This is a genomic window from Pseudomonas sp. AU11447, from assembly GCF_001672555.2.
Lineage (GTDB): Bacteria > Pseudomonadota > Gammaproteobacteria > Pseudomonadales > Pseudomonadaceae > Pseudomonas > Pseudomonas nitroreducens.
The window spans coordinates 16,572-37,254 of sequence record NZ_LZDG02000022.1; the positions used below are offsets into that span (position 1 = coordinate 16,572).

The following is a 20,683-nucleotide window of genomic DNA, read 5'->3' on the forward strand; positions in this document are numbered from 1 at the left end:
TCATGGGGTCGGCGGATAGGTCTTCACCGGGGTGAGTACCGGTTTCTTGTCCGGCATGTCCTGCCAGAACTTCTGGCAGGCAGGGTCGCCGTTGCCGTAGCAGTTGTGCACCGTGTACTTGCCGCCTGCCACGTTCTTGATCTCCTTGAGCGCATTGCTGTCGTCGGGGATGGTGCCGCCGGTACCGGGGTTCCAGCCGATCCAGCCGCCCACCGGGTCGGTCTTGTGGTTCTGCAGCTGGACGACCATCTCGTTCTTCTTCTCGTCGCTCATCGCGTCGCGATTCTGCAGCATGGCCAGCAGGTCGTCCGCCTTGGCGGCATTGTAGGCCGGGCCGTAGAAGTTGAGGGTGGTGTTGCTCAGGCTGCCGCTGGGATCGGGCAGCCGTGCGATGGACTCCATGGCGTTGCCGGTGGTCATCGAGCCGCGGCTGTGGCCGTCGATGTGCAGGCCGGTCTCGCCATAGCGCAGCAGCGCGTCGCGGGTCTCGACGGTGGCGTTGGCCAGGCCCCAGAAGTCGTTCTCCAGGTACTTCTGGTAGCCGGCGATGAGCAGCTCGGAGACGGAGTTGCTGGCGTCGGGGAACCAGATGAAGTACTGCGGGCCGTCGGCGGTGCTGTGCTGCGCCGCGTAGCGGGCCGCGCCGTTCTCGTCGTTGAAGATGCCGTTGTTGGCGATGTGCACGCGGCCGTCGCCACCGGCCTGCAGGTTGGCCTTCTCGCTGTCGTCGAGTTCGCGGCGCAGCGGCACGCCGTCCTTGTCGCGCAGTACGTTGCCCTGGTCATCGGTGAGGATGACGAACATCCGCGCCTTTTCCAGGAACATCTTGCGGTAGGCGTCGTCGGTGAACTGCACGGCCTGGCGGTAGGTTTCGTTCTTGATCGCCTGTTCCGCCTCGGCGGTGCGGCGCATTTCGTCGACGTCCTGGCGCTCGGCGGCGGTGTGCGCGTTGGCGGTGTCGCGGTTGAGGCCGGCGACCGTGTCCGCGCCGTTCTGCCCGGTGAGTTGCTGTTGCAGGGCATCGTCGGTGATGACCACGGTGCCGGCGCTGATGGCGCTGCGGGTATCGCCGGACGACGAGCCGGAGTCCTTGCCCGAGTTCAGCGCGTTGCCGACGATGGCCTTGCCGACGCCGTACTTGCCCTGGGTGACCATGTCGGAACTGAGGTTGACGCCGCTGCTGGTGGCCTTGGCATCCGCGGCGTTGTGGATGTCCGCCTGGGTCAGGGTGCCGGTGCTGAGCCGGTTGCGGCCGGCCTCGATGGCGGCGTCGCTGCTGGCGATCAGGCCGCCCTTGAGGTCGGTGTTGCCGTTCACGCGGATGTCGAAGCCGCCGTCGCCTGCCTTGATCCCCGACTGTTCGGTGACGCTGGCGTAGTTGGAGTTCTGCTTGGCCGTGTTGCTGCTGACGCTGCCGCTGGAGGCACCGTAGCAGAACGGCGGGATGCACAGGCTGACGCCCACGCCCTTGCTCGACTGCTTGGCGTCGTAGGTGCTGGTGTCCTGCAGGCTCTCGATGCTCAGGTTGCCGCCAACGTCGGCAGTGACCTGCGGCGCGCTGACCACCGCGCCATGCAGCTGGGTGTCGCCGCCGGACTGCAGGTTGACCTGGCGCCCGCCGTCGACGTGGGTGTTGCTCCACACCAGGTCGTTGCCATCGGCGTTGCCGCGGCTCTGCGAGGCACCGGCGTTGATGGTGAAGCCGTTCTGCGTGCCGCCCACGGCGAAGCCGATGCCGATGCTGGCGCTGCTGCCCTTGCTGGTGCTGTGCTGCTCGACGGTGTTCTTCGCGGCCAGCAGGGCGATGTCGCCGTCGGCCTTGAGATTGGCGTCGCGCCCGGCACTGATCTGGCTGCCCTGCACGGTGAGGTCGCTGTCCTTGCCGGCGCCGCTGGCGGTGATGTTCACGTCACGCCCGGCGCTCACGCTGGAGCCGGCGGCGGTGCTGCCGCGCTGCTCGCTGCGGCTCTCGTTCTTGCTCGCGCCGATGGAGATGCTGATGTTGATGCCGCCAGCCTGGGCCGGATTGGCCATGACGGCGGAGGCGGCGCCGGCACCTTCCATGGCGACGTTGGCGGCGGCCAGGGCCTTCATGCGGTTGTCGTCGGTGCGCTCGGCGGACTTCTTCATCTGCTGCGCGGTCTGCACGGCGGTGATGATCGGGTTGGTCAGGGTGACGGAAAGGCCGCTCTGCTTGAACTTGCTTTCCTGGGTGCTGAGGTGGGCGTTCTGCGCCTCGACGATGTCGACGGTGCGACCTTCGATGTTGACGTCGCCGCTGGGCGCGCTGACCTTGCTGCCGACCTGGCGGTAGGCCTCGCCGGCCTTGATGTTGACGTTGCCGTTGATCGAGCCGACGGTGCTGGCGGCGGCGCTGTCGCCATCGTCGGTGTTCTTCACCGACTGCTGCTGGCTGCCGATGGTGAAGCCGATGCCGCCGCCGCTGAACAGGCCGCTCTTCTTCTCGTCGCGGCTGTGCTGTTCGTTCAGGTGGTCGGTGGCGGAGGCGATGGTGACGTTGCGGCCGGCCACCAGGGTGGTGTCGCCGTTGGACACCACGTTGCTGCCTTCCACCTTGAGGTCGTTGCCGGCGCTGACGTAGGTGGTCTCGCCGCTGAAGGTCGAGCCCTGGGACAGGCTCTCGTCGACCGTGTCGCGGGTGACGATGGTCTTGGAGGAGAACCAGCCGGTCTTGCTCTTGACCTTGTGCGCCTCGTCGGCCATGGCGTTGTTCTGGCTGGCGGTGAGGTTGACGTCGTGGTCGGCGGAGGCCTGCACTGCGCCCTGTTCGCTGGTCACGCTGGCGCCACGGGAGTTGAGGTCGTGGCCGGCGATCAGGCGCACGTCGCCCTGGCCCTGCACGCTGCTGGCCACTTCGCCTGCGCTGGACTCCTTGCGCCAGTTGCTGCTGTTCCAGGTCATGCTCTGCTGTTCCTGGACGGCCACGGTGCCGAGGTTGATGTCGTTGCCGGCGCCCAGGGTGGTCTTGCCGCCTGCGCCGCTGTTGACCACCTGGGCGGCGTTCAGGTTGAGGTCACGCCCGGCCGTGGCGATCAGCTCGCCGGCCGGGTCGGAAACGAACAGCCCGGCGACCCGCGAGACGCGCGTGGCGCTGCCCTGGGCGCTCTGGGAGTCCTGGGTGCTGGAGGTCAGGTTGATATCGCGGCCAGCCACGGCGGTCAGGCTGTGGCTGGCGTCGATCAGGCCGCCGAGGTTGTTCAGGTCGCCGGCGGCCTTCACTCCCACGTCGGTGCCGGTCAGGCGGCCACCGAGGTTCTGGATGTTCTGCGCGGTGATCGACAGCACGTTGCGCCCGGCAAGCGTGCCGCTGTTGACCAGGTCGTTCTGGATGTTCAGGTCGACGTTCTGCCCGGCCATCAGCGCGCCGGAACCGTCGATGTCGCCCTGGCGTACACGCACATAGACCTGCGGCACCAAGGCGCGGGTCACGCTGCCATCGGGCAGGGTGACGTCCTTGGCCACCAGCCAGACGATGTCGCTGGTCAGCTGCGCCATCTGCTCGGGAGTCAGGGCGACGCCGGGCACCAGGTTCCAGGCCTGGGCATAGGTCAGGCCGTTGTCGAGCAGCGCGCGGTACTGGGTTTCGTCATTGCCGTAGCCGTCGAGGAAGCGCCGCCCGGTGAGTTGGGCGATCTGTTCGCGGATCAGCTTCTGCTCATAGAAGCCATCGCCCAGGCGCGTCAGGGTCAGGCCGGGGTCCAGCTTCAAGCGGTCGAGCATGTAGTCCGAGGACAGCCAGGTACGGTAGTTGGTAAAGCGCGGGTCGCTCTCGATCAGGTAGCCGCTGGTGGCCTGCGGGTTGACCTGGAACAGGCTGTTGTCCGGCACGCGGGTGTCGATGCCGCCGGTGCGGATGCTCTCGGCGACGCCGGCATCGTTCTTGGTCTGCACGGCAGTCACTTCCAGTACCGGGCTGATCACCCGGCCGTTGCCGACGTTGACCTGGGCGGCGCCGGCCCCGCTTGCCGGCTGGTCGACACGGCCCAGGTTGAGATCGCCGACCTGGGTGCCGCTGCCGACGTGGGCGGTGTTCTGCAGGTAGGCGCCGGGCTTGAGGAAGATGTCGACGATGCTGGCCGCCGGGTTGTAGGCGGCGTTGTCGGCGCCCTGCTTGTCCCGGCCTTTCTTCTGGATGCGGTAGAAGTGGGTGACGATGCCGCTTTCGGTGGTGACACGCTCGCCGGGGGCCTCGGTGTTTTCCAGGCGGCCCAGGTTACCGCCGATGGTGCCGCCGGCGATGATCCGGCTCTTGTCGTTGAGCGCGTCGGCGACGTCCAGGCGCAGGTTGCCGCCGGCAAGGATCTGCGCCGGATCGGAGCTGAGAATCTGCGTTTCGCGGGTCACGCGGGTGTAGTTGTAGAGGTTCCAGTCCTCGCGTTCGCCTTCCGGGGTGACCAGGTAATCCACCTCGGAGTTGTAGATGGAAATCTGCTCCGGCCGGTAGCGGTTGGTGGAGCCGGTGAGCTGGTACTCGAGGACGCTTTCGCGGCTGACTTCCACTTCCTGGGTGCTGAAGTGTTCGTTGGTGTTGCGCAGCACGGCGCTGGCCAGGCCCATGCCGCCCAAGGCTTCGATGGTGGCGCTGGCGTTGCGGATTTCACCGGCGCTGCCGGTGGTGTGGCCGTTGGCATCCAGGGCGCCGCCGATGTAGAGGTCGCCGGCGCTGAAGAGCAGGGCATGCTCGCGGTTGAGCAGGCTGCCCACGCCAATGTCCAGGCGATTGCGTGCGGCGATCACGGCGGCCTTGCCGTCTTCGACGTCATTGCGCAGGGTGCCGGCGGATACCGACAGCTGGTCGCCGTAGATGCGCCCGCTGCCGAGGTTGTTCAGGGTGCCTGCGTTGACACGGGTGGTCTGGCCATCGAGCAGGCCGCGGTTGGTCAGGGTGCCGCTGGTGTCGAGGGTCAGGTTGGTGGCGCTCAGCTCGCCGGTGGCGGTGTTGCTCACGTTGCCGGCTGTCACCTTCAGCGCCTGGCCCGCGACGAGGCGTGCCTGGTTGTCGAGGTTGCCGGCGGTCTGCAGGTCGATGCTGCCGTTGGCCTGCAACTGGCCGCTGTGCACGTAGCTGTCGCTCAGCTTCAGGCTGATGTCGCCCAGGCTCAGGGTCTGGCCGTCGCCGCCCAGGCTCCTGCTGTCGATGCTCAGCTTCTGCCCGGCGATCAGCTTGCCGTTGTGGTTGAGGATGGCCAGGGACTTGCTGGCCGCGCCGTCGAGGATGTTCAGGTTCTTGCTGGAGCTGACCAGGCCGCCGCTGTTGTCCAGCTGGCCGCTGCTGTTCAGGGTAAGGGTTTCGTCGGCGCGCACCGCGCCGGACTGGTTGTCGATCTGGCTGGCGCTGAGCGTCAGCGAATGGCCTTCGAGGCCCTGGTCGGTCCCCAGGGTGTTGCGGTTGTCGACGCTGCCCGCCGTGACCACCAGTTTGCCGCCGGCGCGCAGCAGGCTGCCGGCGTTGTCCAGGCGGCCGCTGGCGAGGTCGAGCACGGCGTCGCCCAGGGTCTGCAGCTGCCCGCCACGGTTGTCCAGGCCGCTGGCCTTGATGCGCACGTTGCCTTCGCTGGTCAGCAGGCCGCCACGGGCGTTGTTGATTTGCGCAGTGGTGAGGTCGAGGTCGCCCTTGCCGCCGATGAAGCCGGCGCTGTTGTCCAGGTTGCCGCTGGCGAGGATCACTCCGCCCTTGCCGAGCAGGCCGCCGCTGGCGCCGGAGTCGGTGTTGACGATGGCCTGGCCATGGGCGTCGATGCGCAGCAGGCCGGCGGCCTGGACCAGGCCGCCCTGGTTGTTCAGCGCGCCGGTCTGCAGTTCAACGCCATCGCTGGCGATCAGCACGCCATTCTGGTTGTCGAGCGTGGCGCGGTTGCTGTCCAGCTTGAGGTTGCCGGCACTGATCAGGCCGTTGCCGTTGAGCACGCCCTGGCCCGACAGGGTGATCTGGTGCTGGCCCTCGATGCGGCCGTTGCGGTTGTCCAGGCTGCCCTGGGTGGCGTCGACGGCCACGCTGCCGTCCACCGAACCGAGCGTGCCAGCCTGGTTGCTGATGCTGCCGCCACGGGCCGTCAGTGCGCCTTTGGCGGCGAGGGTACCGGTGTCGTTGTTGAGCTTGCCGGCGCTGACGTCGAGCGTGCCGCTGGCGGTGACCTTGCCCTTGGCATTGACCAGCTCGCCGGCTTCCACGCGCGAGTTGCCAGTCGCCGCGAGGGTGCCGGAGGCATTGTCCAGCGTGTCCTTCACCTTGGCCTGGAGGTCGCCTCCGGCAGCCTGGACGGTGCCGGACTGGTTCAGCAGGGTGCCTGCGTCCAGCTGCACGCCGCCATTGCCGGCGAGGGTGCCGCCGCTGTTGTCCAGCAGGCCGCTGGTGCTGACGCGCAGGGTACCGGCGCCCGTCTGGAGGATTTCGCCCTGGCGGTTGGAGAGCGACGCGGCATCAATGCTGATCTGCCGCGCGACTGTGCTGGCGCCGTCGAGCAGGGCGTCGTTCAGGCTGGCCTGCAACTGGCCGTTGCTGGCGATGGAGCCGTTGCGGCCATCGACGGAGTTCGCGGTGACCTTCAAGGTGCCGCTGCCGGCGTGTTCGATCCTGCCCTGGCGGTTGTTCAGGTTCAGTGCGCCCAGGGTCAGGTTGGCACCGTTGCTGGCGATGCGGCCGTCGCTGTTGTCCAGGGTGCCGGGGAGGGCAAGGGTCATGTCGCCGCTGCCGGTCTGGATGATCTCGCCCTTGCGGTTGGACAGGTCGTGGGCCTGCAGCTGCACGCTGGTGCCGGCCAGCCTGGCCGAATCGGAGGTCAGCTTCTGCGCGATGTTCGCTGCAACGAGGTTGCCAGCGTCCAGCGTTGCTCCGCTCAGGTCGGCATTGGCGGTGGCACTCAGGCGAATGTTCTGGGCGCTGGCCTGGCCCTGTTTGAGGTCAAGGTCGGCACCGGCGATCCCGAGGTCGCCACCGGCGAGTGTGGCGCCCTGGCTTTTCACCTGCCGGGCGGCGGTGATGTCGAGCCGCCCGCTGGTGCCGATGCTGCCGTCCGCCTGCACGCCGGCGGCCAGGGTGGCCTGGCTGTCGTTGACGATGCCGTTGGCGTTCAGGCTGACGTTCTGCTGCGCCGCGGCGATGCCGCTGTTGTGGATGTCGCCGCGGCTGCTCAGGGCGGTATCGCCCTTGGCGTAGACCGAGCCGCTGTTGTCGATGCCGCCGTTGCTGTCCAGGCGGACGTTGGCGGTGGCGTTGATCTGGCCGCTGTTGCCAATGCGCCCGTCGGCGCTGATCACCACGTCGCCGGCGCTGGCGCCGATCTGCCCGGCGTTGCGCACGCCGACGCCGGATTCGGTGCCGACCAGCATGATCTTGCCGGCATACATGCCGCCGAGCTGGGCGACGTCGATGGCCACCGAGGGCTTCTCGCCGTTGCCTTCGATGGGCCGTGCGCTGCTGTTGTCGGCGTTGACCTGGTTGGCCCCGGCGGTGACGCGCAGGTCGTTCGCCCAGACGCCGGCGTTGACCTCCACGGAGCGCGCGATCACGTCGGTGAAGTCGGTCTGGCTGGCGTCCAGGCCCTTGCCGGTGATGGCGATGTGGCCGCCGCGCACTTCATAGCCCTGCAACTGGCCGTCGACGATCTGCGCGGTACCGGTGGTAAGGGTGGCGCGGTTGGCGTTGATGAAGCCGCAGCCGTCACAGGCGATGCCTGCCGGGTTGGCGATCACCACCTGGGCGCGGTCGCCGGCCACTTCCACGTAGCCGCGCAGCTGGCTGGGGTTGCTGCCGTTGACCTCGTTGAGAATCACCCGCGCGGTGCCGTTGGCCAGGTTCTGGTTGCCATCGATCCAGCCGCCGAGCTGGGTCTGCACGCTATTGCGCGAGTTGTTGAGGATCGCGCCCTGCTGGTTCACGTCGAACTGGCTGTAGGTATTGCGCGAGACGCCCGCTGCGCTGGGCGTCTGGATGTTCACCTGGGGCACGCCGTTGGCGGAGTTGATCACGCCCGGCTGCTGGCCGGGTGGGGCGCCATGGTCGGCGACGATGTCGGCGTGGGCCAGCGGGACGGCCAGGCTGATCAGCCCGAGCGTCGCCATCAGGGCGAAACGCAGTGGGCGCAGGCTGACCAGCAGCGCGGCGCCAACGGCGCCCAGCGGGCCTTCCGTGGTGCCCGGTGCCTTGCCGTTGCTGGTGACGTTCTCGGCAACGACCATGAGTTGGCCGCGAGCCTTGTTGAAGACGATGCGGTAGAGGTGCTTGTTCATACAAATCCCTTTGTCGGTTGAGGGCGCAGGCCGCGGGGGGCGCTCAGAGCTGGATGGCCAGCGGGTGGTCGGAGAACCATGCGCGCGCTTCGGCGGGCATGACCGCGACACCCTGGAACTTCTTGATCCTCAGGCCGCGTTGTTCGCCACGGTGGTACAGCGCCCGGCCGCAGCGGTTGGCGAAGAAGTGCCGCTGCAGGACGCGCGACACCGGAACGGAGTGGCCGAACGGCGCCACCCAGTCGTTGAACCAGATGCGCTCGCCGCTGTTCCAGTCGGCAGCCGGCATGCAGATGGCCGGCTGGCTCAGGTAGCGCGCCTCGGCCGCAAGGCTGAGGTTGCTGAAGGCGACGTAGAACACCGGGCGGCCGTTCTGCCGGCCGAGGATGAACTGGCGATGGCTGATCGCCGGCAGCAGCAGGGCGTTGAGCGCGTGCAGCGGGATGTCGCGGTGGGACGCCGAGTGCAGCCACAGCCAGACCGCCGAGCCCAGCGCCTCGGCTTCGCTCCAGGGCTCGTCGAAGAAGCCCGGCGCGGTGATGTCGAATCCGTCGATATGCATGGGCGCCTCCTCAGAAGGACCAGGTCAGGTTGAAGCCGCCGGTGGTGGTGGCGGTGTCGAAGCCCTTGGGCTTGCTGATCGGCTGGCCGACGAAAACGTCGTAGGACACGCCGCGATAACCGCCGCGCAGGCCCAGCACGTAACCGGCCAGGTGGGTGCCGATCAGGTACTTGCTCGACTGCCCGCCGACTTCGCCGTAGTCCACGCCCACGTAGGCTTCCTGGCCGGTCTGGCCGAGCGCCAGGCCGAGGTCGTTGCGGGTCAGCCAGCCACGGTCGGCGGAGAGGATCTGCTCGCCGTCGAAGCCGCGCACGCTGTAGCGCCCGCCGATGGTGAAGCGGTCCTGGGGTACCAGCGACGTGCGGTTCCATTGCGCGCGCCAGGTGTTGCTGTAGCGCAGGCGCTGGTCGCCCAGGGCGAAGGGCACGCTGAGCTGGGCTTCGGCGGTGATGATCTTGGAGCGCGAGGTGCCTTCGTCGAAGGGTTCCTCCGGCGCTGCCATGGCATTGCGCGCTCCGGTGCCGCGGCGGTAGCCGGTGCTCAGGTAGAGGGTGGAGGCGCCGATGTATTCGGTATGGGTCAGGCCGAACGACCAGCCGGCCATGCGCCGGCGCTGGATCTCGATCTCGGTGTCGTCGATCCAGTTCTTCGAGCGCCGGCTCCAGCCGCCGATGCTGGCGGTGGTCTTGCGCACGGCGTCGCGGTAGAGCATGCGGGTGAGGCTGATCTCGTCGTTCTTGCTCTCGCCGCTGTAGCTGTAGTCCTGGTTCGCCCCGGAGATGGTCTGGTGGTAGTCGTACTCGCTGGAGGTCACTCCCAGCAGCCAGTAACCGAAGGGCACCGAGTAGTGCAGGGTGTGGCCGCGCGAGCCGCGATCGCCGGAGTCGCCGCCGCCCAGGTCGTGGTTGTAGCTGAAGTAGAAGAGGTCGCTGAGGGTGAGGAAGTTGTCGAAGGACACCGAGGTGGTGCCCAGGTACTTGCCGGTCTCGTCGGTGCCCGAGTCGTCCACCGAGAGACTGAAGCGGATCGGGAATTTCTGCCGCCAGGCGATCACCAGGTCACTCTCGCCGGGCTGCGCGCCGGCACCTTCGGCCGCGGTGATCTGGATGTCGGCGTCGGCGGTGGGGACCCGCTTGAAGTTCTCCAGCGCCTGTTCGATGTCGCGCAGGTTGAGCAGGTCGCCGGGCTTGGCGGGCACGATGTTCCAGGCGTTGGCGCGGTGCGAGGTGTCCTCGGCGAAGCGGATCGAGCGGATGCGCCCCGGCACCAGGGTCAGTTCCAGGGTGCCGCTTTTCAGGTCCTGTGGCTGCGCCAGCACGCGGGAGGTGACGTAGCCGCGTTCGATGATCGCGTTCTGGATGCGCTTCATCGTCAGGTTGATGCCGTTGGCGCCCAGGCACTGGCCGGTGGCTGGGTCGTCCTTCGGGTCGGCGGCGCGCAGGGCCCACTGGAATTGCTCGGCGGCATCACCGGTGAGGGTGATCTGGCGGATCGCAAAGCAGGGTGCCTCGTTGCGCGGCAGGCGGTTGCCTTCCAGGCCGCTGGGCGGCAGCTTCAGGCGCACATCCGGCGAGGGTTCCATCTGCTCGCGCAGCGCGCGATCACGTTCCTGCTGTTGCAGAAGCTGTTGGGCGGGGAGCGGGTCGGCGGCCAGGGCGGCAGCGCCACTGCACGCGCCCATGGCCAGGGCGGCCAGTTGCAGGGCAGTTCGAAGGGGAAGATCGATACCCATCCATGGGGCTCGTGGAGCAAGGCAGGAATCTGCCGAAAGCTCTCTACGGCAAGAGAGAAGAGCCATTTCGCATCCTTGTGAAATATCTTGCAATAACTCGTCGAATTATGACGAAAGGTCCTGAATCCGACCGTGAATCCGTTCTAATCGCTGTAAATCCGTTGATACACCGCTGTCGGATGTGTAACGCGGATATGACAGTTCCTACGGTTCGAGATGAAGGACGGAAATTTTGTTCCGAATGTTTACAGAGGCCTGACGAACGGTCTGAAGTGCTATTGCGGTGATATCACGGGATGCATGGCCGATCTTTTGTAGGAGCGAGCTTGCTGGCGAACCGATTCCCCGCGGCGATGTTCGCGAGCAAGCTCGCTCCTACAGAAAGCAGAAGGCCCGCATCAAGCGGGCCTTCTTCGTTAACTCTCGGGATCAGCTGCTCTGCGGCATCTCGCCCCGCGCCAACCGYGCATTGATATCGGCRATCACCGSCGGCARTTCGGCGATGGTGTCGATCAGGTAATGCGGCCGCGAGCCCTCGAACATCTGGCCRATGCGRCGGCGTTCCTGCTCCAGCTTTTCCGCCGGCAGCGCCTTGTACTGCTCRTAGGTCAGRCCCAGGGCGTTGCCCGAGCAGGTCAGCGCCACGGTCCACATGCCGGCGCTGCGGCCTTCGAGGATRCCCGGCCAGGTGTCGTCGACCTTCACGCASGCCGCGACATCGTTGATGCCCAGGGCGATCACGTTGGCCAGCGCCTGGGCCGGRTGCGGGCGGCCGTTGGGCACTTCGTCGGTGGCGACCACGTGGTCGGCGACGTAGCCGTTGGTCTTGGCCAGCGCCACGACCTTYTCCATCACCACCGCYGGGTAGCCGGAGCAGGARCCGATYTTCAGCCCKCCCTTGCGCAGGGTGGCRATGGCWTCCAGCGCRCCGGGAATCAGCGCCGAGTGCTCGGCGATCTTCTCGATCTGCAGCGGCATGAAGCGCTCATAGATGGCAGTGACATCGTCGTCAGTGGGCAGATGACCGAAGGCCGCGCGGTAGCGCTCGCGGATGGCGGGGATGTCGCACAGGGTGCGGATGTGGTCCCACTTGCCCATGCCCATCGGGCCRCGGGCTTCWKCSAGGCTGACCTGCACGCCGAATTCGGCGAAGGCTTCGACRAAGATCTGGGTCGGCGCGAAGGAGCCGAAATCGACCACGGTGCCRGCCCAGTCGAGGATGGCGGCTTGCAGTTGCTGGGGTTGCTGGTAGTGCATGGCGGTGCTCCTGTGAGGGGATTCTTGGTGAAAGGCAGGATGAGTGCGGCCGCCCGGCGTCATGGCAGGCTCGCGGTATCACGGGGTGTTCGGGTTGAGAATCAGGCCGTGGAGTCGAACAGCTCGGCGATGATCGGCCGCTTGCGGCGGATGCCCAGGCAGCACAGGTAGTAGTCGATGTGGAACGGGTCCTCGGCGAAGGCGATGGAACGTGTGCCAGGCCGGTCGGCGTATTCCACCGCCGAGACGAAGCCCACGCCGATGCCGTGCACCACCGCGTGGACGATGGCCTCGCGGCTGTTCAGCTGCATCGCGCAGTCCAGCTCCACGCCATGTTGCCGGCAGCCTTCCTCGACCAGCTGGCGGGTGCGCGAGGCCGGTTCGCGCAACACCACGCGCTGGCTGGCGATCTCCTGCACGCTGACCGATTCCTGCTGCGCCCAGGGGTGGTCGTCGCGTACCACCGCGAGGATCGGGCAGGTGCGGTAAAGCTGCGTGCTCAGGCGCTGGTCGAACTCCGAGAGGGCGAGGATCGCCACGTCGATATCGAAGTTGTACAGCCGCTCCAGGGTGCCGGCCTCGCTGGTGAAGGAGGTCTCCAGCTCGATGTGCGGGTAACGCTGCATCAGTGCGTAGGTCAGGCTCATGGCGATCGGCGGCGACACCGCGCCGATGCGCAACATGCCCTGCTTGCGCTGCTGGAAGCTCTGCAGCAGTTGCAAGGCTTCGTCCTCCTGGCCGAACAGGCCCTGGGTGATCGCGTAGAGCTGCTCGCCGGCGGGGCTCAATTCGATGAAGCGCCCGCGGCGGTGGAACAGCTCCACCGAAAAGCGCTTCTCCAGGCCGCTGACCTGCTCGCTGATGGTCGGCTGGCCGACGCTGAGCAGCGCCGCGGCCTGGGTGAAGCTGCCGGTGCGGGCCACGGCGTGAAAGGAGCGCAACCACTTGTGGTACTGGTACATGAGGTCTCTCTGTGAGGAAGGCCTGGCGCATGGCCGTGCCCTCAGCGCCGGACGAACAGGGCGACCACCGCGCTGCACACGCAGGCCGTGGTGACCACGATGAAGATCAGTGAAGTATTGCCCGTCGTGTCCAGCATGCGACCGATCAGGGGTTCGGCCAGACCCGCGAAGAGGTAGGAAGAGAAGTTCATGATCCCGGTGGCGGTACCGGCGCGGCGCGCGCCGACCAGGTCCGGGCAGAGCGCCCAGAAGCTCGATGCCGGGCCGTAGACGAAGAAGCCGCAGAGGAACAGCGCGAGCAGGCCGATGCTGCTGTGCGCCGGCAGGCTCCACATCCACAGGCTGGTGAGCGCGCCGAGCACCATGTAGAGCATGATCGCGCGGTAGCGCTTGCTGCCGAACAGGCGGTCGGACACCCAGCCATTGCTCAGTGCGCCGACGGCCATGCCGACCGGTAGGGCGATGGTGATCCACTTCGGGTCGATGAAGCTCTGGCCCTTCTGCCAGTCGGCGCCGAGGAAGTGCACCGGCACCCAGACGATCAGTCCGTAGCGCGCAGCGTTCTGGAAGCCCAGGGACAGCGCAGCGACCAGCAGGCGCGGGTTCTTCAGCACCGCCAGGTAGCGTTGCGTCGAGCTTTCCTCTTCACCGTGGGCCGCTTCGCTGGAGCGGTCTTCGGCATTCGCCACGCCGGTGTCGGCCAGCGGCTCGAAGCCCATGTCCTGCGGGCGTTCCCGCGCCACCAGGTAGAACACGACGCCGCCGGCGAGCATCAGCAGCACCGGCAGGCGGAAGATCCAGCGCCACTCCAGGTGCAACACGTCGATCACCACCACCGAGGTGACGTACGACAGCACCGAGGCGCAGCCGGCGGCGAACACGTAGAAGCCGTAGACCTTGCCGCGCTCGGCGGCGCTCCACCAGTTCGACAGCAGACGGCTGCCCGGCGCCCAGCCCAGCGCCTGGAAGTAGCCGTTGATGCCCCACGGCAGGATCAGGCTGCCGAAGCCGCCGGCGAAACTGGTGACCCAGTTGGCGCCGCAGGACAGCACCGCGCCCAGGCTCATGATGCGCCGGCCGCCGAACTTGTCGGCGAGGTTGCCGTTGATGGCCTGGCCGATGGCGTACATCCAGAGCATGGCGCTGGAGGCCCAGCCGAGGGTTTCCTTGCTCAGGCCGAACTCGGCCTGGATACCGGGGATGGCAAAGCCGAACGTCTGGCGGCCGGTATAGAAGAACAGGTAGCAGAACATCGCGGCGAGCAGCATGCGCCACTGCGCCACGCGGAAGGGCGACACGGATGACTCAAGGCCAGGCAGGGTTTGTGCACGGTTCATGGCGGTTTTCCTTCTTGTTCGCTCGCGCCGGCGCAAGGCTCGGCGTGTCGGCACTCTTCTTCGGTGCAATAGGTTTTCGGTGCAACAGGAAAAGGCGGCAGCCAGGGCCGCCCGGTAAAGGACGACCTCAGGCGGCTTGCGAGCCGATGAAGTTGCGGCCGCGGGCGCCCTGCATGGCGAAGTCGATCATCGCTTCGGCCTCGGCGGACGTCACGCCGTAATCGCCGAACTCGGTCTTGACTCCGAGGCGATGGAGGAATTCACGCAGGCGCTGCTGTGCGCCCTTCAGGTCGTTGCCGAAGACGCGCTGCAGCACGCTGTCGCGGTCGGCGTCGCGACCCCAGGCCAGGCCCAGCACCAGCGGCAGGGTGAACGAGCAGGCGATGCCATGGGGCAGGCCGTGACGCAGGGTCATCTCGTAGGAGATGGAGTGGGCCAGCGCGGTCTTGGTGTTGGAGAAGGCCATGCCGGCCTTCAGCGCGGCCAGCGCCATGCGCGAGCGCAGTTCACGGTTGCCGAGGTCCTGCTGCAGGCGCGGCAGGCAGTCGAGGATGTCCTCGATGGCAGAGATGGCGAAGGTGTCGGAGATCGGGTTGGCGTTGTGGTTCCAGATCGATTCCAGGGCGTGGGACAACGCATCCAGCCCGGTGGATACGGTGACCCCGGCGGGCACGCTGAGCATCAGGTCCGGGTCGATCAGCGCCACCTGCGGCCAGGTGCAATCCAGGTGCAGGGAGTACTTCTTCTGTTGCTGCGCGTCCCAGATGGTCGCCCAGGGCGTCACTTCGCTGCCGGTGCCGGCGGTGGTCGGCGCGGCGACCAGTGTCTTGTGCCGTGGCGGGACGAAGGGCTTGCCGGCGGCCAGCAGGTCGAGCAGTTCGTCGAAGCGCCCGGACCCGGTGCCGACGACCAGTGCCTTGGCGGTGTCGATGGCGCTGCCGCCGCCGAGGGCGAATACCGTGGTGCAGTCGCCCGCTTCACGCCAGAAGCGCTCGTGCACGTTGCGCAGCCAGGCTACGTCGGGGTTGGGTTGCACGTCGTCGATGACGTAGGCGAGGCGTTCGCCCAGCAGGTGGCGGACGCGTTCGATCAGCCCCAGTTGCGCGGCTTCGGGGAAGGTCACCAGGGCGACCTTGCCGTCGCACAGCTCAGCGATGCGGTCCAGGCTGCCGCCGCCGAAAACGGTGGCGACCGGATTGTGGAATCGGGCAGGCATGGGCAGTTCCTTGTTGTTGTTTGAACGTGCGGCCATGCTCGGGGCCTCGTCGGTTTCGTTCCAATCGATTGATCGCAGGTGGGCATCGGCCTGACCGATAACGGCGGGTGCGGACATCTGGCAAAACTCCAGGCATGAGCCTGCCCGGCGCGCGCCCGGAAGGCGCACGCGGCAGGGTTGATGAGGGAGGGTGGATCAGTGCCGGCCGTTGCCCTGGATGGCGTGGCGCAGGCGGTTGGAGAGCAGGTCGGCGAGCACCACCATGACGGTGATGACGAGAATGCAGGTGGCGGTCTCCGGGTACTTGAACAGCTTCAGGCTGCTGACCAGTTCGAAGCCCAGGCCGCCGGCGCCGACCATGCCGAGCACGGTGGCCGAGCGCAGGTTGACCTCGAAGCGGTAGAGCACCACGGCGATCCAGGCGGTGATCACTTGCGGCAGCACGCCGAAGGCGATCACCTGCAACGGCCGCGCGCCGGTGGCCTGCAAGGCTTCGATGGGGCCCTGGTCGATCTCCTCGATGCTCTCGGCGAAGAACTTGCCGAGCATGCCCACGCCGTGCAGCGCCAGGGCCAGTACGCCGGGGAAGGGGCCGAGGCCGACCGCCGAGACGAACACCAGGGCGAGGATCAGTTCGTTGATGCTGCGGATGACGTTGAGCAATTGCCGTGTGCCCAGGTACAGCCAGCGGTTGCCGTGCAGGTTGCGCGCGGCGAGGAAGCCCAGCGGCACCGCCAGGACGATGCCCAGCAGCGTGCCCCAGAGGGCGATCTGCAGGGTTTCCAGCGCCGGGCGCCAGAGGCTGGGGAGGATGCTCAGGTCCGGCGGCAGCGAGCGACTGAGGAAGTCGCCGATCTGCGGCAGGCCGCTGGCCAGTTCGCTCCAGCTCAGCTGCGCGCCCTCGGCGCTCCAGTGCAGCAGGTAGATCACCGCCAGTACGGCGGCGCCGGTGGTCAGCCAACCGCGCTTGCTGTGTGGCGTCTCGACCATCCACTGATGGCTTCGCAGGTTCATGCGCCGACTCCTGTGCCGCTGGTGTACACCGCGCGCGCCGCCGCCTGGTAGGCGGTCGCCTCGCCGCTTGGGCGTTGCTGGTAGATCCGCTGCAGGGCCGATTCATCCAGTTCCCCGGCGCTGCCGTCGAAGACCACGCGGCCGTTGGCCAGGCCGACGATGCGGTCGCCGAACTCGCGTGCCAGGTCCACCTGGTGCAGGTTGCACACCACGGTGATGCCCAGGGTGCGGGTGGCTTCGCGCAGGTAGTGCATGACCAGCTGCGCGGTCTTCGGGTCGAGGCTCGCCACCGGTTCGTCGGCGAGGATCACCTGCGGCCGCTGGGCCAGCGCGCGGGCGATGCCGACGCGCTGCATCTGCCCGCCGGACAGCGAATCGGTGCGTGCTTCGGCCTTGTGTTCCAGCTCCACCCGGCGCAGGCATTCGCGGGCCAGGGCGATGTCTTCGCGGCTGAACAGTTGCAGCACCGAGGCGAGGGTGCCGACGCAGCCCAGGCGCCCGGTGAGCACGTTCTTCAGCACCGACAGGCGCGGCACCACGTTGTGGTGCTGGAAGATCATCGCCACCCGGCGGCGCAGTTCGCGCTGGTCGCGGGGCAGCAGCGCATCGACCCCGGCGACCTGCAGCGTACCGCTGTCGGCCTGCGCCAGGCGGTTCATGCAGCGCAGCAGGGTGGACTTGCCGGCGCCGGACTGGCCGAGGATCACCACGAACTCGCCGGCCTCGATGCGCAGGTCGATCCCGCGCAGCACCGGGTTGTCGCCGTAGCCCTTGGTCAGTTGGGCGACGCGGATCATTTCAGGCTCCGCAGGTCGAGATCGAGCACCTTGGCGGTGTCGCGCACGACGTTGTAGGCGGCGTCGTTGGTAGGCTGGAAGCCGTTGAGCATGCCCTGGTCACCCCACGGCACGTCCTTGATCGAGGCGAACGCGGCGACCAGTTTCTTCTGCAGTTCCGGGTCGAGGTTCTTGCGCCAGACCATGGGCGACTCGGGGATGTCGTCGGATTTCCAGACGACCTGGAAGTCATCCTGCTGCACCTGGCCGGCGCTGATCGCGCCGGCGAGGATGCGGTCGGCCACGGCGGCGGCATCCACCTTGCGGTTCTCCACGGCGAGGATGCTGGCGTCGTGGGAGCCAGAGAAGATCACCCGCGAGAACAGCGCCTTCGGGTCATGCCCGGATTGCTCCAGGCCGGCCTTGGGGAACAGGTGGCCGGAGGCCGAGCTGGGGTCGACGAAGGCGAAGGTGTGGCCCTTGAGGTCGTCCAGGCTGCGGATGCCGCTGTCCTTACGGGCGATGATCAGGCTGTGGTAGGCGCTGCTGCCGGTCTTCTTGGTCACCGCCACGGCGAACGCGTCGGCGCCGGCCACCTTGTTCGCCAGCACGTAGGAGAACGGGCCGAGGTAGGCGACATCCAGCTTGCCGGCGCGCAGGGCTTCGATCACGCCGTTGTAGTCGGTGGCCACGAAAGGCTTCACCGGCATGCCCAGGCGTTCCTGCAGTTGGTCGAGCACCAGTTGGCTGCTCTTGATCATGGCCTGGGAATCCTCGGAGGGGATCAGGCCGACGGTGAGGGCGTCCTGCGCCTGGGCGGTCGAGAGCAGGGCGGAGGCGAAGGCGAGCGGCAGCACGGCGAAGCGGAACAGTCTGGTCAGCGAAGTCATGGTGTTACCCGGAGGTTGTGTTCGGTAGCGCCAAAGCTAGGGCTGTCATGTGACAGTCACGCCATCAAATCAATATGGGTTTGCACGCAAATCCATTGATAGGAGCTATGGATGTCCACCGCCCGCCTGCGTACCTTCCTCGCCGTCGCCCGCCACGCCAGCTTCAGCGCCGGCGCACGGGCCATCGGTCTCAGCCAGCCGACGGCGACCACGCAGATCCAGGGCCTGGAGCGTGAGTTCAACGTCGAGCTGTTCCACCGCCGTGGCCGTCGCATCGAGCTGACCGCCGTGGGCCGCGCCTTGCTGCCCATTGCCCAGCAGATGTCGATGCTCGAGTCCGAAGCGACCAACCTGCTGCGCGATTCCGGCCAGCTCAATCGCGGCCAGCTGAAGGTCGGCGCGGTGGGGCCGTTCCATGTGATCGAGATGGTCGACCGCTATCGCCGCGACTATCCGCAGATCGACGTATCGATCCGTATCGGCAACTCGGCGTCGGTGCTCGCCGACCTGGAGAACTACGTGACCGATGTCGGCGTGCTGGCCGGGCTGCATGACGATCCGGCCTTCGTCGCCGAGTTGTATGCGCGGCACCCGGTGATCCTCTTCGCCCACGCCGAACACCCCTTTGCCCGCCACGACGCGGTGCCGGTGCAGGCGCTCCAGGGCCAGCCGCTGCTGCGTCGCGAGCAGGGCTCGACCACCCGCGTCGCCCTGGAGCGGGTGCTCGAAGCGGCGGATGTCACACCGCGCATCGCCATGGAGATCGGCAGCCGCGAGGCGCTGCGCGAGGCGGTGATCCGTGGCATCGGCATCGGCGTGGTGTCCGAGGCGGAGTACATCGCCGATCCGCGCCTGAAGGCCATCCGCATCATCGGCGACCCGGTGTTCACCGAGACCTACCTGTACTACCTGGCCGAGCGCCGCAGCAGCCAGGTGATCGCCTCCTTCCTGCGCACACTCGCGCGATAGCACAGCCGCCGGGGCGGGCGTAAGGCTTGTCTTGCGGGCCGGGGGCCGGGTTATCCTGCGGGCCCCGTCGCCGTCACGAGACTGTCATGTCGTCCGCTGCCGAGCAGGCGCTGCTGCGCCGCGCCGATCGAGATTCGCGCAACTCCGCCCAGGTGCTCGGCCTGTGCCTGCCCGCCGACGTGCTGCTCTACCTGTTGCTGCCGATGTACGCGGCGGACTTCGGCGTCACCCTGGTGGAAGCGGGCATCCTGCTGGCGGCCAACCGCCTGGTGCGCATCGTCGGCTACGGCTGGGTGGTGCGTTTCTACGCTCGCCATGGCGACCGTGCCGCCTGCAGCCTGGCGGCGCTGGCGACGGCAGCCTGCGCGCTGGCCTCGGCGACGCTCTCCGGGTTTGCCACGTTGCTGGTGTTTCGCCTGGTCTGGGGCCTGTGCTTCGCCACCTTCAACCTCAGCACCCAGACCCTCGCCACCGCTGAAGCTCAAGGCGCCGCGCGGCGCGCCGGACGCTCGCGGGCAACCTTGTCCATCGGGCCGATGCTGGCCCTGCCGCTGGGGGCGGTGATGGCCCAGGCCTTCGGGCCGCGCAGCGTGTTCTTCGTGCTCTGCGTGGCCGCCCTGTGCGGTCTCTGGCGCGCCCGCGCGCTGCCGGCCACGGGGCACGAGATTCCCGTCAGCAACGGTCGCCGCCTGCGCCTGCCGGACAGCATCGCCACCTGGTCCTTCATCGAAGGCGTGACGCTGGACGGCCTGTTCATCTTCGGCCTGTCGCTCTACGCACAGACCCACCTGGGCGGCACCGGCGTGCTGGTGGCGGGCATCCTGATGGCGGTGCGTTATCTCAGCGAGATGCTCTTCAGCCCCTTCGGCGGGCGGCTGGCGGACCGCTTCGGCGCGCTGCGCATGCTGGTGATCCTGTCGCTGGCCACCTCGCTGGCGCTGCTGATGTTCGGCAGCTACTGGCTGTTCGTCGGCGCCTTCTTCGTGCTGGTGTTGCGCGCGCTGCAACTGCCGCTGGTGGTGACGCTGGTCGCCAGCCGCAATCCGCAGGCACGCATCCAGGCGCTGGCGGGCAACGCAGTGTGGCGCGACATCGGCGCCGGGCTCGGGCCGATCCTCGCCGGCGTGCTGCTGCCGCAGGTGCCGGCGATCTGGGCCTACGCCGGAGCGGCGCTGATACTGGCGCTCAGTGCGCTGGGGTGTGCCTGGCGGCGCTGAGCGACGTGCTCTGGATTCAGGTTTTATTGGCTTTGCAAGGACGCGTGAAAGTGAAGGTGTTGTTCATAGGTTTGTCAGGAATTCTGACGCTGGCTCAGATGTCGTCATCCTTTGCGGAGAGCCTCAACGGAAAGAATCTCTACTCGCAGCGGTGCGCCGTTTGCCACGGAGCGGATATCAAGGCAACGGGGCCGCTGGCCAACAAGAGCAACCCCCCTACGCCGGATCTCACAACGCCCGCTTTCAGGAAGCGCCTGAGTGACTATCCGGGTGTCATCGTGTCTTCGGTGGTGCTTCGTCCCAATGGAAGCCTGATCCCCCGGACATTGCGCGAGAACGGCGTGAAGATGCCGCCGCACGCCTGGACCATCGATGATCTGCGCGATCTGAACCAGTACATGACGGCCGTGATTGCCAGGAGTCGATGATGTCGGTTTGGGGCGCGTAGTAATCTGGCAGCCAGTTCGAGACCGAATGCGCGGATTGTTCAAGCGCCGCCGA

Annotated in this window: 13 protein-coding genes; 3 read left to right on the forward strand and 10 right to left on the reverse strand. The window is 67.3% G+C overall.

Annotated elements, in window-relative coordinates; translation table 11 throughout:
* The 10 genes from A6723_RS05445 to phnD form a co-directional block, all read right to left on the reverse strand.
* Entirely contained in the window at positions 1–8,250 is an 8,250-nt protein-coding gene (locus tag A6723_RS05445) for a hemagglutinin repeat-containing protein (protein ID WP_054909885.1), read from the reverse strand.
* Between the two features lie 43 nt (positions 8,251–8,293).
* Positions 8,294–8,812 (reverse strand): toxin-activating lysine-acyltransferase, encoded by a 519-nt coding sequence (locus tag A6723_RS05450; protein WP_054909884.1) that lies wholly within the window; start codon positions 8,810–8,812, stop codon positions 8,294–8,296.
* A gap of 10 nt (positions 8,813–8,822) precedes the next feature.
* Positions 8,823–10,544 carry a ShlB/FhaC/HecB family hemolysin secretion/activation protein gene (locus tag A6723_RS05455; protein ID WP_256234418.1) on the reverse strand — a complete coding sequence of 574 codons (1,722 nt, stop codon included), beginning with the start codon at positions 10,542–10,544 and terminating at the stop codon, positions 8,823–8,825.
* Positions 10,545–10,973: 429 nt separating this feature from the next.
* A complete protein-coding gene (phnX, locus tag A6723_RS05460) occupies positions 10,974–11,801 on the reverse strand; it encodes a phosphonoacetaldehyde hydrolase (protein ID WP_064979578.1) in 828 nt (275 codons plus the stop codon).
* A 101-nt stretch (positions 11,802–11,902) separates the two neighbouring features.
* The gene (locus A6723_RS05465; RefSeq protein ID WP_024763510.1) at positions 11,903–12,763 is read right to left on the reverse strand and encodes a LysR substrate-binding domain-containing protein; all 861 of its coding nucleotides are present in this window, start codon (positions 12,761–12,763) and stop codon (positions 11,903–11,905) included.
* A 41-nt stretch (positions 12,764–12,804) separates the two neighbouring features.
* Positions 12,805–14,100, reverse strand: a complete 1,296-nt coding sequence (locus A6723_RS05470; protein ID WP_054909882.1) for an MFS transporter — start codon at positions 14,098–14,100, stop codon at positions 12,805–12,807.
* Between the two features lie 127 nt (positions 14,101–14,227).
* Entirely contained in the window at positions 14,228–15,316 is a 1,089-nt protein-coding gene (gene psrA, locus A6723_RS05475; RefSeq protein ID WP_054909913.1) for an iron-containing alcohol dehydrogenase PsrA, read from the reverse strand.
* 195 nt (positions 15,317–15,511) lie between these two features.
* A complete protein-coding gene (phnE, locus tag A6723_RS05480) occupies positions 15,512–16,330 on the reverse strand; it encodes a phosphonate ABC transporter, permease protein PhnE (RefSeq protein ID WP_024763507.1) in 819 nt (272 codons plus the stop codon).
* Positions 16,327–17,127, reverse strand: a complete 801-nt coding sequence (gene phnC / locus A6723_RS05485; RefSeq protein WP_054909881.1) for a phosphonate ABC transporter ATP-binding protein — start codon at positions 17,125–17,127, stop codon at positions 16,327–16,329. The genes phnE and phnC overlap by 4 nt, the downstream gene beginning before the upstream one ends.
* Positions 17,124–17,996 carry a phosphonate ABC transporter substrate-binding protein gene (gene phnD, locus A6723_RS05490; protein ID WP_054909880.1) on the reverse strand — a complete coding sequence of 291 codons (873 nt, stop codon included), beginning with the start codon at positions 17,994–17,996 and terminating at the stop codon, positions 17,124–17,126. Before phnD ends, phnC begins: the two co-directional genes overlap by 4 nt.
* A 111-nt stretch (positions 17,997–18,107) precedes the next feature.
* Between phnD and A6723_RS05495 the strand changes: the two genes are divergently transcribed.
* The 3 genes from A6723_RS05495 to A6723_RS05505 all read left to right on the forward strand — a co-directional run bounded on the left by A6723_RS05495 (position 18,108) and on the right by A6723_RS05505 (position 20,610).
* Complete coding sequence (locus tag A6723_RS05495) at positions 18,108–18,965, forward strand: LysR substrate-binding domain-containing protein (protein ID WP_037015629.1); 858 nt, start codon at positions 18,108–18,110, stop codon at positions 18,963–18,965.
* A gap of 86 nt (positions 18,966–19,051) precedes the next feature.
* Entirely contained in the window at positions 19,052–20,182 is a 1,131-nt protein-coding gene (locus A6723_RS05500; RefSeq protein WP_054909879.1) for an MFS transporter, read from the forward strand.
* A 98-nt stretch (positions 20,183–20,280) separates the two neighbouring features.
* On the forward strand, positions 20,281–20,610 hold the full coding sequence (locus A6723_RS05505) for a c-type cytochrome (protein WP_371914042.1): 330 nt from the start codon (positions 20,281–20,283) through the stop codon (positions 20,608–20,610).
* Positions 20,611–20,683 lie beyond the last annotated feature (73 nt).